Here is a 16,572-nt window from a genome sequence, read left to right as displayed (position 1 = left end):
CGTACGGCGACGTTCAAATAGTAGCACTGCGTGAATGCCGCCGGCGACGGGTAAGTGTGTCGAGCAGGTGCGACACGTGTCGCCGTCAGCCGCGCTTTATGCGGCATAGTAGTCGGCGGTAAAGCCCTTCTTCGTTTTGTCGTCCCCGGCTTTCGAGACGTTGATTGTTGGGGCTGCGACCTGCTGGACGGCCAGCAGTTGCCTTCTATGAGGAGAAAATAGTCAAGGCTTTTTTGGTTCCCGGTCTCTTCATGGGATCAGTACATTTTCTGCCATCTTAGGTCCTCGTCATGCAGGCGCATTGGGGGACGAAACTATCTCGCAAGTGTCTGAAGCGCGTTGCGCACGTGAGACCTTCACGTCTCACCGCCTTCTATCCGCCGGCGGACAGCCGGCCGCATCCTATGCGCGTTACGCTGGAAGGTTCACCAGGAGTATGCCCCATCTATATCGTTCGGTTGCTATCGAGCAACCCGGCAACTGCTCGGGCATATTCCGTTCAGACCGGCAAGTATCTGTTTCATTTGATCCGTTGCTGCGCTACCCGATTTGATAGGTATCCTTATCACATTTTGAGTTCAGCGCCTTCGGGAATCACACCGTCCTTGAGGTAGCGCCATAGCGCGATGACCAGGCGGCGTGCCACCGCGACGATCGCAATACGTCGAGCGCGTCGGTTGGGGCCAGTGCCCTTCGTGCGCTCGTTAAACCGGCGGGTGAGCAGGCTGGCGGGCTGATACCGTATCCATGTCCATGCCGTTTCAATCAGTAAGGCGCGCACGCGCCGGTTGCCCTGTTTGCTGATCCCCTGATCTATCTGGGTCTCGCCGCTGTCGTAGGGCTGCGGGACCAGGCCGGTACACGCACCCACCTGGCGGCGGTTGGCGAAGTGCCTCCAGAAGAGCTCGAGTGCAAGTCTCGAGCCGCTAACCGGACCGATGCCGCGCAGGTGTGTGAGATGATCAATACGCTCGCGCACACGTTCGGGAAGGTGGAGGTGGTAGGCCTTTTCCAGGGCGGCCGCCTGCTTCTCGACCAGCGCCAGCTGCTCGCACTCGCGCAGCAGGCGTTCGTGGAGCTCGTTGGGCAGCGGGGCACCATCGTGACAACACACTTCACGGCATGCGAGGCGGGTGGCGAATTTACGGCTGTTGACATTCTCCCAGCAGCCGACTGTGGCCAGCAGCTTGCGCATGCGGTCACGGTGTTGCAGCACTTCCTTCTGCAGTTGGCCGCGATCACGCATCAGGTGACGCGAAGCTTCGTCTTGCGCAGAGGGGACACGTGCACCGCGCGCATGCGGTCGCGTTCACCGCCGAGCCAGGCCCGCAGGTTGATGACCAGCTTCGTCACGTCAAGCCGGTCGGTCTTTGCGCGGCGCTTTTGGCGTTGGACTGGAATGCTCGCGGGATCGACGACGTAACATTCGATGCCGCGAGCCTGCAGAGCCCTGAAGATCCAGAATGCATCCTGGCCAGCTTCGTAGCTCACGACGATGCGCGTGTTGTCGGGCAGTGCCCATGCCTGTTTTTGGGTGGCAATCAGCGTAAGCACGGCCTGCAGACGGGCGGCAGGCTCGGTTTGTGCCACCGTGTGAATCGACGGGCTTTCTCGATGCCCGTCATGCAGCGCGACTTTCCACTTTGCCGCCGCCAGTTCAAGCGATACGGCCAGCACTACTTCTGTTACGTTGCCTTGCGTTTCCTGTGTATACGTGACGCCCTCCTGTGAGGAACTCCACGACACGCTGATTTTACCAATATGGCCCCCCGGTCGCCGCCGCCTTACCGTACATAGGATCTATCCAGACATGCGTGACCGGTAATGGTCGGGTGTGAAGCTCTGGAGATATTGCGCCTCCCGATTAGCGGTTCATCCTGGTGACGGGGAAGGAATCGACACTGCGAGCCGCCGTGCGGGGTGAGGTGCAGGCAACTTCCGCACGCGCGACAGGCCTGTTGTTAAAGCTGGTTACTGTAAGACGGTCACACAGACGACCGTTCAAATGGCGGTTCAGTGTGAGCGAGACTGACAAAAACCCGTAAGTGTTTGTAAAATCACATCAGTCAAGACTAATTGGCGAGTCTCTCGATGCGCTGGATTGTTCTGATTCTATTTTTGCTCTGTGCGGTTTATATCCACTGGCGCGGCAAGGCGCGTCACGGCAGCTTCTTCCGACAGCTAGGCGACCATTCGACCTTCATGGCGCCGCTCAATTGCTTCGCGTACTTCTTTTCGAAGGTACCGAACGCGCCTTATATCGAGACGCGACATTTTCCCGAACTCGCAGCACTCAAATCCGAATGGCACACGTTTCGTGAAGAGGCGCTCGCGCTTCAGGAAGCGAGCCGCATCCAGGCCGCGGGAAAGTACAACGATATCGGCTTCAATTCGTTTTTCCGCACGGGCTGGAAGCGCTTTTATCTGAAGTGGTATGACCATCCGCATCCGTCGGCGGCGGCGCTGTGTCCGCGCACGATCGAGATCCTGCAGCGCGCTCCGTCCGTGAAGGCGGCGATGTTCGCCATGCTGCCCGCCAACGGCTCGCTCAATCCGCACCGCGACCCGTTTGCCGGCTCGCTGCGCTATCATCTCGGGCTGATCACGCCAAACGACGACCGCTGCGCGATCGTCGTCGACGGTGTTCCGTACTCGTGGCGCGACGGCGAGGACGTCGTGTTCGACGAAACCTACCTGCACCACGCGGCGAACGCCACGATGCAGGACCGCATCATTCTGTTCTGCGACATCGAGCGGCCCATGAAGTACGGTTGGGCGCAAAAGCTGATGAACACAGTGGGCGGATTTCTGATGCGCGCAGCGACATCGCCCAATGAGATCGGCGACCGCACCGGCGGCCTGAATCGCGCGTTTTACTATATCTATGCCGTCCGGCGAGCCGGCAAATCGCTGAAGGCGTGGAACCGCACCGTCTATTACGTAGCCAAATGGGGTCTCTTCGGCGCAATCACGCTGGCAATTTTCTGGCACTGATACGCTCTCACGGGAGCGCCCGCCGTTCTGGGCGCTGAGGAACTCTATGCCGCCTCATTTAGCGCCGTTTGCTCTTCCGCTCTCATTCCGCGAAACCCGCGACCGAAGGTTTTCCGCAGATCGTCATTCAGGACCTGTACGCGGGTCCGCAGCAGCAGATGCGTGCCGCGCTGGGTCCAACGCATCTGCTGTTTTTTCACAAAGCGTTTGCTCACCACCTGGTTCACGGACGATTCGGCAAACGCCGCAGAAATCGCCTCGTCCATCGGTAGCGGTCGCCGTAGTACGGGACAAACGCCTGGTTGGCCTCGATATAGCTACGGAATTCACGCGCTGCGTTGAGCATTTTCTTCTTGTTTGCCAGATTATCTTCTTCCAGCACCTCCGGGTCATCTGCCAGGTCACTGACCGACCGGGAGGCCGCCGAACAACCAAGGGTGAGCGTTCCCACGCTACTGCGTGCCCGCAGGAAAAGCAACGCCGCGCCTGATAGTCGAAAAACCGGTCGGTGACGCCAGCCTCCGGAATGGCGCGCTCGCCTACTTCTGCCCTTCAACACAGCACCGCCGCAATGGCCGTTGCCAAGGTGCAACGGTCGTCAGGAATGGCCGCTGACGGCGAAGCCCCAACGTAATGCGCCATTCGAGGTGCGAGCTTTAACCAGCGACGTTTGCCAACCGGCATTCGACGCGCCTGAAGGTTACGGGTCTACGATGCCTCTTCGCCCCGAACCAGGGAAGGGAGAGACTCAAGCAGTCTCTCGAGCCTGGCCCGCTGCTGCGGAGTCAGCCCTCGTGTAGCGCTCACCTGCTGAACACGTGCGCGCCAGTAGGTCCGGCTGAACAATGAATCTGCGCCATCCGCTGACAGGATCCGTTCGAGATGGGCAATCGCGTCCTCGGCGGTTCGGGGCGTATAAGGACTCTCCATGTCTCGGGGCCCTTTTTTGATTCCTGTTTTCATCCACTTCTCTCATGTGGTGACCGACTGGGTCCGGTCCGTACGCCAGACTTCAATTGAGCCTGTTTCTGTCAAACAACCAATGCAGGCGGCCCCCTGCTGAACGACGACCATGCGAACCCGGACCCGTGATGCGCCCCGGCCGACGCATCGACTTGACCCGTCGCACGCGCACGGCACCGGGAATGTTTAGCAAAGCTCCGCGGTGGCCACCCACGTCATCTTCTCGAACTGTCTGAGAACTGCGTTCAGCGACCCGGAGAACGTTTCGGCAAACGATATCGTCATGTCCTCGAAACCACTTTCGCTGCCAGTCACAATCCGGACGCGCTCGATGTTACAAGCGAGCGGCATCAGCACCTGCCAGATCGCGGCGACCCGCATGCCGCCGCTCCTCGTACGAACCGTGATCTGATGGCCTGTGGCAGTCAATAGCCCGGCAATGTCCGGTGTCATCCTCCAGCCCTCTCAATGTTTTGTCCTGTTATCCGCACGGGCGGTGCGCTCACGCTCGCCTGCGCGTTTGATGCCACCACTCATGCTGGTTCAGATGCCGTAGCATTCTTGCCCGTGTCCGCTCACGGCGATAGTGATCAATCACCATGAGCATCGCGATACTGAGAGCCGAGCCCCCAATGATCAGGCCCATCCAGGTCTCACTCATGACACCTTCCTTTCATCGAAGCACAGGGTGTTGCGTGAATGTCTCGCGCCGGTTCGTGCGTCGCGTTACTGCATGTGCTGGCCGCCGTTGATCGCGATATTGGAACCAGTCACGAAGCCGGCATCGTCCGAGCACAGGTAAAGCACGAGCGCCGCCACTTCTTCGGGCTTGCCCAGACGCCCCACCGGGATATGCGGCAGGACCTTCGTATCGAGGAACTCCTGCGGAATCGCGGTGACCATCTTCGTCGCCAGATAGCCCGGTGAAATCGTGTTGACGGTTACGCCCTTGCGCGCCACTTCCAGCGCCAGCGATTTGGTGAAGCCGTGCATGCCCGCCTTGGCCGCGGCGTAGTTGGTCTGGCCGACTGACCCTTTCGAACCGTTGACGGACGAGATGTTGACGATGCGCCCCCAGCCGCGTGCGACCATGTCTTCGCACAACGGCCTGGTCATGTTGAATACCGAATCCAGATTGGTGCGAATGACCGCGTCCCAGTTGACCTTCTCCATCTTCCTGAGTGTCATGTCCTGCGTGATCCCGGCGTTGTTCACCAGTATGTCAACAGGGCCAACGTCAACCTGAATTCTGGCCACGCAGTGCTGGCATGAGTCGTAGTCGGATACATCAACCGGGTACGCGAGAAAGTTCCGGCCTTGCGTTTCCATGCCAGCCAGCCATTCGGCTACGCCGGTGTTGTTAGGCGAGTGCGTGACTACAACTGCATAACCCGCGTCATGCAGCTTCGTGCTGACCGCCTCTCCGAGGCCGCCCATACCGCCCGTTACTACAGCGATTCGTTTCGTCATCCTTTCCATCCGTGATCATAATAACTGCGAGGATCATGAATACCAATGGCCGTCTCGCACAACCCGCCATTGCTTTGCCACAACGTGTTGCCGCCTCCAGAATGGCGGGAGGTAACGGCTTCAGCATTGATTCAATTGCGCGGGTTTTTGTAGGCTTGTGGTATTGCGCGAATGAAGTCTGGTGCGCCAGCGAGCTATAACAAGCCGCGCAGACGCACTACTCAAAAATGAAGGGGCTGCCTGTCCTGCTTTACGCTTTCCCGGCGCAAGTGCCTGACTGCGACGCAGCGTTCCCGCCAGTTCCGGCAGCCATCGCAGAAACATTGGCCTGCGCAACTTCTACGACGCTACGGACCGACTTGCGCACCGTCTCCGCCGCGTCGCTGGCCGTCGAAAACGCCGATTTCAGGGCGATGACAGCTGTCTCTGAACCCGCCGGCGCATGCTTGGCCTAGCCATCGATGCGGGCCAAGTACGTCGCGGCTGAACTGGTCGTACTGTGCCTCGACGGTCCTCGCCGAGGCGGACTGGATCGAGTCCGCAATGTCATGGACATGCTGCTGGTACGACAGCGTCGCCCCGGCAGCGGACTGGGCAAGGCGCAACGGCGACGCCAGCCAGTCCGCTCCGGCTGTGCCGGGCTTCATATCCTTCGGGCGCGCGACGCTTTCTGCCAGAATGGAGCGTCCCGATCGGACAGAGCTTTCGCTTGCAGCGCCATCATTAGTATGACGAAACAACCGGAAGGCAGTCCAACCCGGCTCAGCACCTCTTGACCCGACATTAAACAGACGAAACATGACGCGATTCTGACGATGCCGCTGGTGGGACATCTTCGGCTGCGGCCGTTGCCGTGTATGCAGTTACATACAAGTAAATATTGGAATGTTAATTCTAACCAGAAAATGTTAGATCAAACTGCGGGATCGCTAAGTAGATACCCTTAGTTTCGTGCGAAACGCACGCTTGTGAAAGGCAGTTGTCTGAGCACCGCCAACGCTCGAACGGCCCGGTGACAGCCGGAGCCAATGGGCAGCTCCTTGCCAATGCGGAATGGCGGGCTTTCGCCTGAATCCGGTCTACAGCGTCGCGCCCCTTCGTCACTCGTATTTGGTGACAATCAGCCCGTGCGAGTGCGAAAGAGCCGCGAGAAGCCGGTACGCATCGAGCGTGGCTTTTGATCTCTTGAAACTCCGAGCGCGTGCCATCGGTGCGTGCCGCACAGACTTCAGCCAGGTTGCGTGCGAGCCGGTCGCGCACCGAATCGGCTTTGCGCCCGATGGTGGGTCGCGGGGAGATCGTTAGTTGCGATGGGTTGCCATCAGGTTGCAATACATCGACGTCGCCAGGCGTCGCGACCGCCGGCATGCTGCGTGAGGCTTCGGTCGCACCCTACGACCCGTCAAAGGGCTCGCAAGTCCCATCAGCTCCATCGAAACGGTCTGGGTGATCCGCAACGCCCGGTGAATCGGGCGACGCCATGCGCGGCCATGCACCGCGTGAGCCGCCAGCCCCATCGGCAACGTCGCCTTGAGCACGGGCCGGTGGACCGCCAAACGAAAGCGACGCAACACCACCCGGCGACTCGACCTGAGCCAGACGGCGCGGCTCAGCATCCGCGTCGAAATCGCGGGCGAGTTTGCGGCCTCTTTTGAGGCCAGACTTTCCTCGCGCGAATTTTTCCGCGCTCGTGGCAATAAGCCTTGCGCGTTCTGCAGTGTACGCGTGCTCATACGCCGCCTACATCCGCTGAGCCACCGTGCGCCAACCTTCGCCGCGCTCCGCCAACTGCTCTTTGCCATGCTCACTTGATTCGTCGCCTTGTATGTCGCTTGATGCATCCCGTCCTCCTTCTCCTTCCCCTCTCCATCGCGATTGCCAGCCCGTCGCAGTGCGTCAAATCGGTTGGCTCCGTAGTCTTCCACGTGAACATGTGCAGTAGTATTTCACTTCGCGTGGTGCCGCCATCCACACGCCAGCCGGGCACACCTCGCATAACGTCGATGGATTCGGCGACGGCCCGGGTCGATCGAACTCAAGGTCATCGTCACGATCCGAGTCGGCTCTCCACTGGCCGGCGAAGCCTTGTTCGATAGAGTTTCGTGCTCCTATGGACCGTAGTCCGCCACGATTTCAGCCGAATAGCATAGGTTTACTGACAGGTGCACCAAATACTGCCTTGTGCGTTAGAGGGGAATGAACACGAAAACTGATGCCCGAAAACTGGACCAGGCTACGCAGGCGCACCTGAGGAAGATGGTGGTGCAGGCGGTGCGCGGCGGTATGACGCGAGTCGAAGCGGCCCGAACGTATGGCGTGAGCCTGCGCGCGGTTGGCAATTGGATGAAATCGGCACGAGAAGGCGGTTTGAGGGCGCCGAGGCCCGACAAACGTGGCCGCCGACCGGGAAGCGGCCGCCCGACGCATCGGCAAGCCGTGAACATCCGCAAGCTGATCATTGAACGGATGCCAGATCAACTGGCGTTGCCTTTCTACCTGTGGACGCGCGAGTCGGTCGCACAGTAGATGGAGCGAGAGTCGTACTGTGCGCGGCGAGGGCGGAAAACACGACAACGACCGGTCCAGCCTCCGCCGGGCCCAGGCTCATCACTCATCGCTCATCGCTCATCGCCTGATTTTCCGCGCATCAGCGACTCCGGATAACGTTCCAGATAATCGGCGAGCGCATCGAGCGATTGTAGCGTTCGCGTGAGTTCCTGCAGCGCCTGATGAACTTCGCCCTGCAGCGGCGAGTCCAGTTGCAGGCGGCTTGCGCTTTGCCCAACGTCTTATTCGCGACGATAGTAGATCGCCGAGCCGATGTCGATCGTTCGGAGCGACTCGGCGCGCAGCGTGAACTTGCGGCTTTTCTGGTCACCCGTCACGGCGGGCCGCCATTCCGGCCCGACGAAGTGGGCTTCGTCTTGCGCCGAATGTATACGCGCGAGCGCAAGGTACCGAGGCCGGTGAGGCCACTCGCCGCAACCCGCTGACGCACGCCCCAGAACCGCGGGTCATTCACGGCGAAGTCGGAGGCTTCCTTGTGAGTTGCTCATCGACGAGCACGCGCGCATGACCTCGACAAGGTGATCGTCTTGAATATGCCGACATCGACGTCCTTGTATTTAAGTGTCGCGGCCCCCTGGCTCCCGGCCTTGCGCGCTCACAAAGCTGATCGTGATGATCGTGATGGTCGGTACGCGCCGACCGACCGACGTTACAACGAGCGCACTGTCGATCAGCGCCGCGACAAGCGGAATCACCCAGACAAGCGACGGCCACCTGCGGCTTCGCAGTTCGATCGCTGGTTCAGGCAGTTACGGGTCCCGCTTCATTGCGGGATTCGGCTTGCTCAGGTTCGTTCGGCCTTTGCGGGCTAGTCATGCTTTGTTCCTGACGGTTCGATGTTGTCCCATATCAGCCGAGGATCGAATTGCAGGGAAGCGAGCATCGTCAAGACGACCACTGAACCAAACGCGATCGCCCCCGGACCCGCAGTAATGACGGCAATCGATTCGAAACGTACGAGCGCCACGGTGAGCGTGATCACGAAGACGTCGAGCATCGACCAGCGGCCGACCCTTTCGACGATCCGAAAGAGCGTCGTGCGCTGGCGCGGGCGCCAGGTCGAGCGGCTCTGTACCGACCAGGTGAGCAATGCGAGGGTCCCGAGCTTGAGCATCGGCACGAGAACGCTGGCGATAAAGATGATGCCCGCGAGTGGATAGTCGCCAGAATCCCAGAACAGTGCAACGCCGCTCATGATCGTGTCGTCCTCCGAGCCGCCGATCGACGACGTGTGCATCACCGGATACACGTTTGCGGGGATGTAAAGGATAGCGGCGGCGACGAGAAGCGCCCAGGTCCGCGCAATGCTATCGGGATGGCGCCGATGCACGGTCGTACCACAGCGCGTGCAGCGCGTGCGCTCGACGCCGAGCGCACGCGATTGCAAGCGGCGGCAGGTATGGCAGGCGATACGGCCCGCGCGCGTGACCGTGGTATAAACGGGCTCGGGCTGGGGTTGTTCGACGTCGTCAACGCCGTGGGGTATCGGGTCGGGCGCGTCTTTCATAACTTCGGCAATTCGTCGGTCGCGCCAGGGGGGTCCGCCGTGCATGCGCAAGAACGGTGGCAACGTGTCCAGCAGGGAATCGAATGGAAGACTGGTTTGCAGGGCCGGGGGCGACCCGGATGGGAGGCGGTTCGATGGCGAATACGACGTCGCGCCGCGATTTGCTAGCCGCTCTGCAACGTCCCACAGTGCCCGCGGATCCAGCGCAAGGATAAGCGCGATCAAAAGCGTCAGCGCACCGAACGCAAACAGCGCTGGCCCTGGAATCACCCGCGCGATACTCCCCATCTTTACCAGGGTGACCAGCACGCCGAGCATAAAAACCTCGATCATCCCCCACGGCCGCACAAAAAGGATCGCCCGCAAGACCCGATCGAAGCCAACCGGGACAAAGCCCGCGCGCAGCGGTACGAAGAGATATAGCATCGCGACAAGTTCGACGAACGGAAAGAGGATCGCTGCGCAGAAAACCATGAAGGCGATCGCCTCCATATTCTCATTCCACAACACGACGATAGCGCCGATCAGTGTCGTCTCGGTCAAGATGCCGTTCGTTTCGAGCTCGACGATGGGAAACGCCTGCGCGATCAAGAACGTGATCAGCGCGGCGAGCGTGATAGCGCATACCTTGTCCAGGTTGGCCGACAAGCTTGGGTAAAGCATGGCGCCACAGCGGGTGCATTTTGCGGCCGTGCGGTAGGGCAATGCGCGCTTATGGAACAACATGTCGCACTCCGGGCATCCGATCAGCTCGTCAATTTGCATCGGTCAATCCTGGGCGCGGACAGGTGTGTTCGATACTGGGGCGCTGCCGTCGGTCATGATGTTGTTCGCGATGCAGAGGCACTTCGTTGCCGGGCTGTCGTTCGGGGCAACGAAGTGTTAGAGCGATAACCTATTCGTGCAACCACGTGTCGATCTGGACCACGACGTAGTCCGCTATGAGTTTTTGCAGGTGAGTCGTCGGATGATAAGCGTCGGCGAACATGTAGATGTTGTCAGCATGGGGGGAGACATACGTTGAGCGCGAGCAGAAGAGCGCGCTGGTGTCATCGGCTTGAAATGCCGGGGGCAGGTTTGCCGGCGCGCATGCTACGTTGGCGCCGATGCTCCCGTCGAAGCGAAAACCAAGTTGGCGATAGTTCTTTGATACTTCATCAATGAACGTGAACGCGTCGATCCGCAGCACAGCCGGCGATGAAGGGAGCGCGTCATCCAGCGCGGTGTTGAATACCTGCGCCAGACGCCGAAGCACTTTTGCGGAGCCCGGCAGTTGCTGCTCGAGCAGGCTCGCGATCGGCGCCTTGCTGATGTCCGGTACGTTTTGCACAACGATATGTGTGGCGCCGTGTTGTTGCACATTGTGCACCAATCCCGCAAATTGTTGCGCCGCCTGTCTCAGCGAAGCTACCACTGCCTGCAAAGAGGCGCCCGGATCGCCGCCGTTCGCAACCATTCCCGCCCATGCGCCATACGCATCCTGAACGTCATTGGCCCCGCCTTGCATCAGTACGAGTTGCTGGCCGGTGAATCGTGTACGCGACTGAAGATAGGCGGCCACCTGAGAGGTCAGTGGCGTCTGTAACTCGCCGGTGTCGCCCGTTGCGTCGCCGGGGTTCGGCGGCCCGGCGACTCGGGCGCCCCCTTGGGCGTAGCCAAATCCTTCCGGATGAACGACGCTCGGTTGCCCGAAGCCGCCTGTCAACGCGGGCGTGAGGCCCGACCCATAATGTTCCGCGATAACCTGTACGGAGATGGCGCCCGGATTAGTGGTGTAGGTGCCGCCGCCGAATTGTCGGGCGTACGCGTAAGTGCCAACGTCCGAAAGACTGTCCCCGAACGAGACGACCTGCATGAGGCTTCGTTGCGGATCGGCAGAACCGGCCGATGCGTTCGATGAATGGGGCAAACTGATGACACTGCATGTCAGCACAAGGAACACGAAACGACGGACTGTCTGCATGGGACGCTCCGGAGTAGTGTGGTGTATCGAAGAATAACCTTGTTGCGCGGTAAGCACTACCTCGATGCTTGAGCGTTGCACGGGGGAGATGTGTCACAATCTCAGCCAGAGAGTTCCCAGCGCTGGGAGCGACAAGGCAGAGAAGAGCTTTATCGCCTACAACATGCCGCATAACGCGCGGCTGACGGCGACACGTGTCGCACCATCGGTGTGAACTGGGCGGTTTGGGCAGGTGTCAGGCCGTTTCTTCGGCGGTCAACTGTTCTTCTACCCTATCTTGTATCCCTGCGTCATCGCCTGAGCAAACGCGAGTCGGCACCCGGTGCGTCTGCACTCGCCCTTCGGGCTCCTTAGTCGTGGCACCGCATCTCATCGCGGGCGAGCCGGCCGGCGAAGGCCTTGTGGTCGACCTCCTCCGAGCAGCCAGGCGTGGCCAGCAGCTTGCGCATCCGGTCGCGATGCTGCAGCACTTCTTTCTGCAGTTCCCCGCGATCGCGCATCAGCTGGCGCTACGCCTCGTCCTGCGGCGATGGCACGCGCACCACGTGCATGCGGTCACGCTCGCCGCGCAGCCACGCGCGCAGGTTGATCACCAGCTTGATGGCGTCGAGAGCCGGTCGGTCTTGGCGCGTCGCCTGTGGCGTTCGACCGGAATGCTCGCCGGATCGACGACGCAGCATTCGATGCCGTGCGCCTGCAGCGCGCGACAGATCCAGAACGCGTCCTGGCCGGCCTCGCAGCTGACAACGACGCGCACGCCCGAGGGCAGCGACCACTTGTCCTTGTGGCGGTTGATCAGGTCCAGCACCGCCTGCAGGCGGGCGGCGGCCTGCGGCTGCGCGACCGTGTGCACGGCCGGCTTCTCGCGCCGGCCGTCGTGCAGCGCGACCTTCCACTGCGCGGCAGCGAGTTCGAGTGACACTGCCAGCACCGGTTCTTCACTATCCGTCGTGAACGTTTGATCCGTGCGCATGATCCTCTCCTTGAACAGGACTCTCCACGCTGATTTTATGCACAGTTCGTCGCAGCTCCCTGCCACATAGCTTCCCAAGGCCGCCAATCTTCCCCGGTGTTCCGGAAAAAACGACGATGCGCTACAACACACGTGGCAGCGCCCTGATGACCGGAAGATCACTGATGCCCGCACGCGACGTCACCGGACGCCGCGTGACGAGCCCGGCGCATAGCATGGTCCGGGAATCGTCGGCGACATTGGCGAGCGGCGCGAGCCGCATCCCGTTTGAGAGATCGAGTCGATTCAGACGCTTCCCCTGGCGCTGCCCTGAACCAACCAGCCAGGAGCAGCCAGTGCGCCGCTCGCGGAGCGTCCCATGTCGTCATCGACGATCTCGATATCACGAAATCCCCGGCGCTTTGCTTCATTCACGAGTTCATATTGGCGGCGTTGGCTTTCCAGGTTGGTTTGAACCTGGGCCTGGGTCGACTGCCTGTAATTCCGATCTCGGAATTACAGGCATAATGCCGTGTAAAAAATTATGGTCGAGCATTTATTGATGATGTACTAAAAGTGCTTGTTTGTAAGTGCGGCAGCGGCATGCGGCGGCACAATGACTCGGCATTATTCCGGCCAGTTACAATCCATTGAGGAAAACCAGCCGCTGATCATCAGGCCGATAAATCCCGGGCTCACCGTCACGGGGCGTGGAGAACGACTGTATTACGGCTCCATGATGAGCTCTCCTCCCAATCAAGATTGCCTTTGATAGGAGTCAGGATAATGCCGACTACATGGAACGAAAACGCTACCAACGCGGCAAAAATGGAACTACTCGGCCATATTTTTTTACACGGCATTATGCCGCACGTAGACCACTGCCTTGCGCTTCAACAGGTCTGCGGGCAAACGATCAATATTCGTCATCGTCACACTCCTTTGCTGTGGCGACGCCGGCGGCCTGCCTCAACAGGCTCGAAGATGGCTGATTGCTTTTGCGCGCTGAACTTCGTTCATCCCCTGAAGCTCGACGGTGTCGAACCTCATGCACATCTGGCGTAGCGTCACCGCGAGCGAATATGGTCGCGCTGGAGTGCCCTTTGACAGTTTGTCCACTGGGTTTCTCCCGGACGATGTTGGAATCGTCCGGCGAGTTTGCTCGCAAATGCCGATCAGTAAGTAACCGATGCAGCTCGCTTAACGTCGCTACAGTGACCCTCGGCTCGCCAAGCCCTATGGCTGAGCATATGGCGGCATCAAGAATCCAGCCCGCAATCATCTTGACTACCCCGGCAGCAGCCCCGATGTTAACTACCTGGCCTCCGCCGCGCTGCTCAATATCCCGAACCTTGACGTGATGCCCATACAGTGGATGCCAACGATAGTGGACTTCAACTTCCTGCCCGATATGGGCAGAATGAACGCGAACTGTGCACAGGCAGAAAATCGTGGGGCAATGTCCCATGGACAGTTGAAGGTTGGGACGGCGGGTGTGGCATAGATTAGGCAACCTTTCGATCATGGTCAATGTTCGCTGTCGAAGGCGGACGCTTCAGCGCCGCTGCAAGTACCCAGAGTTCGCTCACACCGAGGATTTTGCGGAAGTTCTTCTCGGCTTCCAGGAATCCGGCTGCCGCCCAGCGCACCGCCATGTCGGCATCGCGATAGCGCTTCACACGGCCCGCGACTCGGCGTACGGCACCGTTCGGATTCTCGATGATGTTGGTCGTAGACAGGCCGCGCATGAGCGCTGGCGTCAGGCCCAGCTCGTTCACCGTGAACGTCTCCTCCAGTCCTTCGAGCAGCGAGGCCGAGGCATCCGGGTGGTCAGACTGGAGCCACGCCGCGTGCGTCTTGAGCTTGGCCATGCCGTCCCTGGCCGGCAGCTTGTACGCCGCTTTCATGATCGCTGCGGTTTGCGAGATGCATTCTTTCGGCAGACGCTCGAGGACGTTGCGCAGCTTGTGCGTGCGGCAGCGCTGCACGTGCGCGCGCTCGCCGAAGAGCTCCTCGATCGCAGAACGCAGCGCCTTCGAGCCGTCGATCACGAACAGGTATTCTAGGTCCGTGGACAAGCCGCGATCGATCAACCCGCGCAACAGATCCTTGACCACCTGGGCGTTCTCGCTCGATCCGCTCACGAGTCCCATAAGGTGTTTCTCGCCGGTGCTGTCCACGCCAATGGCCGCGATGATATGCCGCGTCCCGACGATGATGCCGTCCATGTAAATCGCCAGAAAGTCGCGTTCATCGAAGCGCCGTGCCATCAGCTCGGTGAGCGCCGCCTGGCTGGCCTGGATGAACTCGCGCGAGACGCTGCTCTTTGAAATACCGACGGTGCCGGCCATCTCGGGCAACACGTCGGCATATTTGCGCGTCGACACGCCTGTGACCATGATGTCGTGCACGCGCTCGGCGAGCCGCGGATTCTCGTTCAATTGCTCGTAGGCAGGAATCGGCACTTCGCCGCCACCTCGACGCCGCAGGCGCGGGCGTTCGACATTCAATTTGCGCTCGTCCATCACTATCTGGCCTCGCTGCGAGCCGTGCCAGCGGATCTCGCCGCTCTTGCGCCCCGGATGCTTGTCGCCGGCGACTTCGGTGGCGGAAATCACCAGCAACTGCTCGACCAGGCTGCGACCGGCGTCGTACATCAACTCGTCGATGCTCGTGCGAGTGTTCTGGATCAGGTCGAGCATCGGCAGCAGGAGCTGACTGTTCTCGGCGAAACAGGCCCGCAGCCGGTCTTCGTTCTCCTTGGCGACGATGTTCAACGGCGCGCTGGCCTTGGGGGCCTTCTTCTTGGTAGGCTTCATGTGGCGGTTCTCCTTGGTTCCCTGTCCGGGAAAGTTGGTCGTGGAAACCCGATTCTCTCGGATTCCCAACGGGGAACCGCCGCCTTCAACCTTCAACTACGCCTGGGACATTGCCAATCGTGGCTCTTTAGCGACTCGGTTATTAATGATTTCTACGGCAATTGAGATGGTGCATCTGAAGGTTGCCTGCGGCATCCGACCCGCCCTCGGCTCTTTTCACAATATGATTGCGTCGGCTCCATGACCTGGCGCGCCGAGCGGATGCTGAAAAAGATCTGCAGCAGCTTCTCCGGCGCGATCCTCGGGCAGCCGCCCTTGATGTCGGCCTCGTACATCCGAGAGAACAACTCGTCCATCTTGGCCAGCGCCTCGTTGCCCTCACCCGGATGCGGCGCAGTGGATGATCGGCAGGGACGAAGTCGTCCAGCCGTCTCATGGTGAACAAGCCTTCGGTAAATGTGTCGGGACCGCGCATTGGGTTGGGCTGTTGTGGGTCTGACAGCGCGCCAGCGCCCCTGCCGGGGGACCTTCCGGTGAAGGTAATTCAGCAGCCTGCTAGTCCGCGCCGTTGCCGTCGTGTCCGGAAGAGCGCGGCAGGCTCCACTTGTAGCGCAGCGATAGGTAACGCAGCGCGAAGCACGCCGCCAAAGCGACCCAGGTCCGCCCGCTCGACACCCATCCCAGGCGCTCGCCAGCCACCTCGATGCTGGCGGCGACCAGCGCAGCCGACGCATAGATCTCACGCTGCAGAATTACCGGCACCCGATTGAGCAGCAGGTCGCGCATCACACCGCCGCCCACGGCGGTGACTACGCCCAGCAGCACCGCCACCTCGGCGTTGTGGCCAAAAATCATGGCTTTCTGGGCGCCGGTCACAGCAAATAGTCCCAGGCCCAAGGAGTCGAACAGGATCACCGGGTGCGCGAGGGACACGACCAGCGCGTTTTCGCCCATCGTCATCAATGCCGCTACCATGGCGACGGCGAGGTAGCGCCAATCGGTCAGCCCGGCCGGCGGCACAGCGCCGATGCACAGGTCGCGCAGCACGCCCCCGCCGCACGCGACCGTGAACGCTATGACAACGACGCCGAACCAGTCGAGGCCGCGGTCCCTTGCCGCGGCCGCACCGCTGATGGCAAAGGCGAACGTGCCCGCCAGATCGAGAAAGGTGAAGAGGCGGTGGTCGTTCAGGGCGGCAAGGGCCATTTCGTGGACGTTCATGCATTCACTTCGGGACAAAAGTGCGGGCTCAAGCCGCAGCATAGCGACAGGAGCCGGATGCAATGGCGATCGACGTGGTCAGCCACGTCAAGCTGGCGCTGCCGGGCCGCCTGTG

9 protein-coding genes and 5 pseudogenes are annotated in these 16,572 nt (G+C 60.6%); 3 read left to right on the top strand and 11 right to left on the bottom strand.

Annotated features, from left to right (window positions below; translation table 11 throughout):
• Positions 1–565 precede the first annotated feature (565 nt).
• A pseudogene (locus BLW71_RS38640) lies at positions 566–1,677 on the bottom strand (IS110 family RNA-guided transposase).
• 414 nt (positions 1,678–2,091) lie between these two features.
• Between BLW71_RS38640 and BLW71_RS38635 the strand changes: the two are divergent.
• Positions 2,092–2,994: an aspartyl/asparaginyl beta-hydroxylase domain-containing protein gene (locus BLW71_RS38635; RefSeq protein ID WP_091809815.1), complete on the top strand. Its 903-nt coding sequence runs from the start codon at positions 2,092–2,094 to the stop codon at positions 2,992–2,994.
• A 44-nt stretch (positions 2,995–3,038) separates the two neighbouring features.
• Here BLW71_RS38635 and BLW71_RS42615 read toward each other — a convergent pair.
• From BLW71_RS42615 to phbB, 3 genes and pseudogenes are all read right to left on the bottom strand, one after another.
• Positions 3,039–3,394: pseudogene (locus BLW71_RS42615) on the bottom strand (ISKra4 family transposase); the annotation flags it as partial.
• A gap of 749 nt (positions 3,395–4,143) precedes the next feature.
• The gene (locus BLW71_RS38620; protein ID WP_091809809.1) at positions 4,144–4,410 is read right to left on the bottom strand and encodes a hypothetical protein; all 267 of its coding nucleotides are present in this window, start codon (positions 4,408–4,410) and stop codon (positions 4,144–4,146) included.
• A 273-nt stretch (positions 4,411–4,683) separates the two neighbouring features.
• The gene (gene phbB / locus BLW71_RS38615) at positions 4,684–5,427 is read right to left on the bottom strand and encodes an acetoacetyl-CoA reductase (RefSeq protein ID WP_091809807.1); all 744 of its coding nucleotides are present in this window, start codon (positions 5,425–5,427) and stop codon (positions 4,684–4,686) included.
• Positions 5,428–7,623: 2,196 nt separating this feature from the next.
• Between phbB and BLW71_RS38600 the strand changes: the two genes are divergently transcribed.
• A complete protein-coding gene (locus BLW71_RS38600; RefSeq protein ID WP_286162265.1) occupies positions 7,624–7,953 on the top strand; it encodes a helix-turn-helix domain-containing protein in 330 nt (109 codons plus the stop codon).
• A 269-nt stretch (positions 7,954–8,222) separates the two neighbouring features.
• Here the strand turns inward: BLW71_RS38600 and BLW71_RS43050 are convergent.
• From BLW71_RS43050 to BLW71_RS38585, 4 genes and pseudogenes are all read right to left on the bottom strand, one after another.
• A pseudogene (locus BLW71_RS43050) lies at positions 8,223–8,811 on the bottom strand (mammalian cell entry protein); the annotation flags it as partial.
• Positions 8,804–10,267 (bottom strand): paraquat-inducible protein A, encoded by a 1,464-nt coding sequence (locus tag BLW71_RS38595; RefSeq protein WP_091809801.1) that lies wholly within the window; start codon positions 10,265–10,267, stop codon positions 8,804–8,806. The gene BLW71_RS38595 and the pseudogene BLW71_RS43050, both read right to left, overlap by 8 nt.
• A 130-nt stretch (positions 10,268–10,397) precedes the next feature.
• Positions 10,398–11,465: an SGNH/GDSL hydrolase family protein gene (locus BLW71_RS38590; protein WP_091809799.1), complete on the bottom strand. Its 1,068-nt coding sequence runs from the start codon at positions 11,463–11,465 to the stop codon at positions 10,398–10,400.
• 353 nt (positions 11,466–11,818) lie between these two features.
• Positions 11,819–12,438 (bottom strand): annotated as a pseudogene (locus BLW71_RS38585) (IS110 family transposase); the annotation flags it as partial.
• Positions 12,439–13,203: 765 nt separating this feature from the next.
• Here BLW71_RS38585 and BLW71_RS41365 point away from each other — a divergent pair.
• Positions 13,204–13,482: a hypothetical protein gene (locus BLW71_RS41365; RefSeq protein ID WP_143048445.1), complete on the top strand. Its 279-nt coding sequence runs from the start codon at positions 13,204–13,206 to the stop codon at positions 13,480–13,482.
• 440 nt (positions 13,483–13,922) lie between these two features.
• On the opposite strand, the gene BLW71_RS38575 is transcribed toward BLW71_RS41365, so the two are convergent.
• From BLW71_RS38575 to BLW71_RS38565, 3 genes and pseudogenes are all read right to left on the bottom strand, one after another.
• Positions 13,923–15,236 carry an IS256 family transposase gene (locus tag BLW71_RS38575; protein ID WP_091809797.1) on the bottom strand — a complete coding sequence of 438 codons (1,314 nt, stop codon included), beginning with the start codon at positions 15,234–15,236 and terminating at the stop codon, positions 13,923–13,925.
• A 230-nt stretch (positions 15,237–15,466) separates the two neighbouring features.
• A pseudogene (locus BLW71_RS38570) lies at positions 15,467–15,711 on the bottom strand (transposase); the annotation flags it as partial.
• Positions 15,712–15,791: 80 nt separating this feature from the next.
• The gene (locus tag BLW71_RS38565) at positions 15,792–16,457 is read right to left on the bottom strand and encodes a trimeric intracellular cation channel family protein (RefSeq protein WP_286162264.1); all 666 of its coding nucleotides are present in this window, start codon (positions 16,455–16,457) and stop codon (positions 15,792–15,794) included.
• Positions 16,458–16,572: the final 115 nt, after the last annotated feature.

The sequence above is a fragment of the Burkholderia sp. WP9 genome (assembly GCF_900104795.1).
GTDB lineage: Bacteria > Pseudomonadota > Gammaproteobacteria > Burkholderiales > Burkholderiaceae > Paraburkholderia.
This window is presented reverse-complemented; position numbering and strand designations above follow the sequence as displayed.

Coding starts and splice junctions, on each gene's coding strand:
- BLW71_RS38635 (WP_091809815.1), top strand. CDS start 2,092: ATGCGCTGGATTGTTCTGATTCTATTTTTGCTCTGTGCGGTTTATATC.
- BLW71_RS38620 (WP_091809809.1), bottom strand. CDS start 4,410: ATGACACCGGACATTGCCGGGCTATTGACTGCCACAGGCCATCAGATC.
- phbB (WP_091809807.1), bottom strand. CDS start 5,427: ATGACGAAACGAATCGCTGTAGTAACGGGCGGTATGGGCGGCCTCGGA.
- BLW71_RS38600 (WP_286162265.1), top strand. CDS start 7,624: ATGAACACGAAAACTGATGCCCGAAAACTGGACCAGGCTACGCAGGCG.
- BLW71_RS38595 (WP_091809801.1), bottom strand. CDS start 10,267: ATGCAAATTGACGAGCTGATCGGATGCCCGGAGTGCGACATGTTGTTC.
- BLW71_RS38590 (WP_091809799.1), bottom strand. CDS start 11,465: ATGCAGACAGTCCGTCGTTTCGTGTTCCTTGTGCTGACATGCAGTGTC.
- BLW71_RS41365 (WP_143048445.1), top strand. CDS start 13,204: ATGCCGACTACATGGAACGAAAACGCTACCAACGCGGCAAAAATGGAA.
- BLW71_RS38575 (WP_091809797.1), bottom strand. CDS start 15,236: ATGAAGCCTACCAAGAAGAAGGCCCCCAAGGCCAGCGCGCCGTTGAAC.
- BLW71_RS38565 (WP_286162264.1), bottom strand. CDS start 16,457: ATGAACGTCCACGAAATGGCCCTTGCCGCCCTGAACGACCACCGCCTC.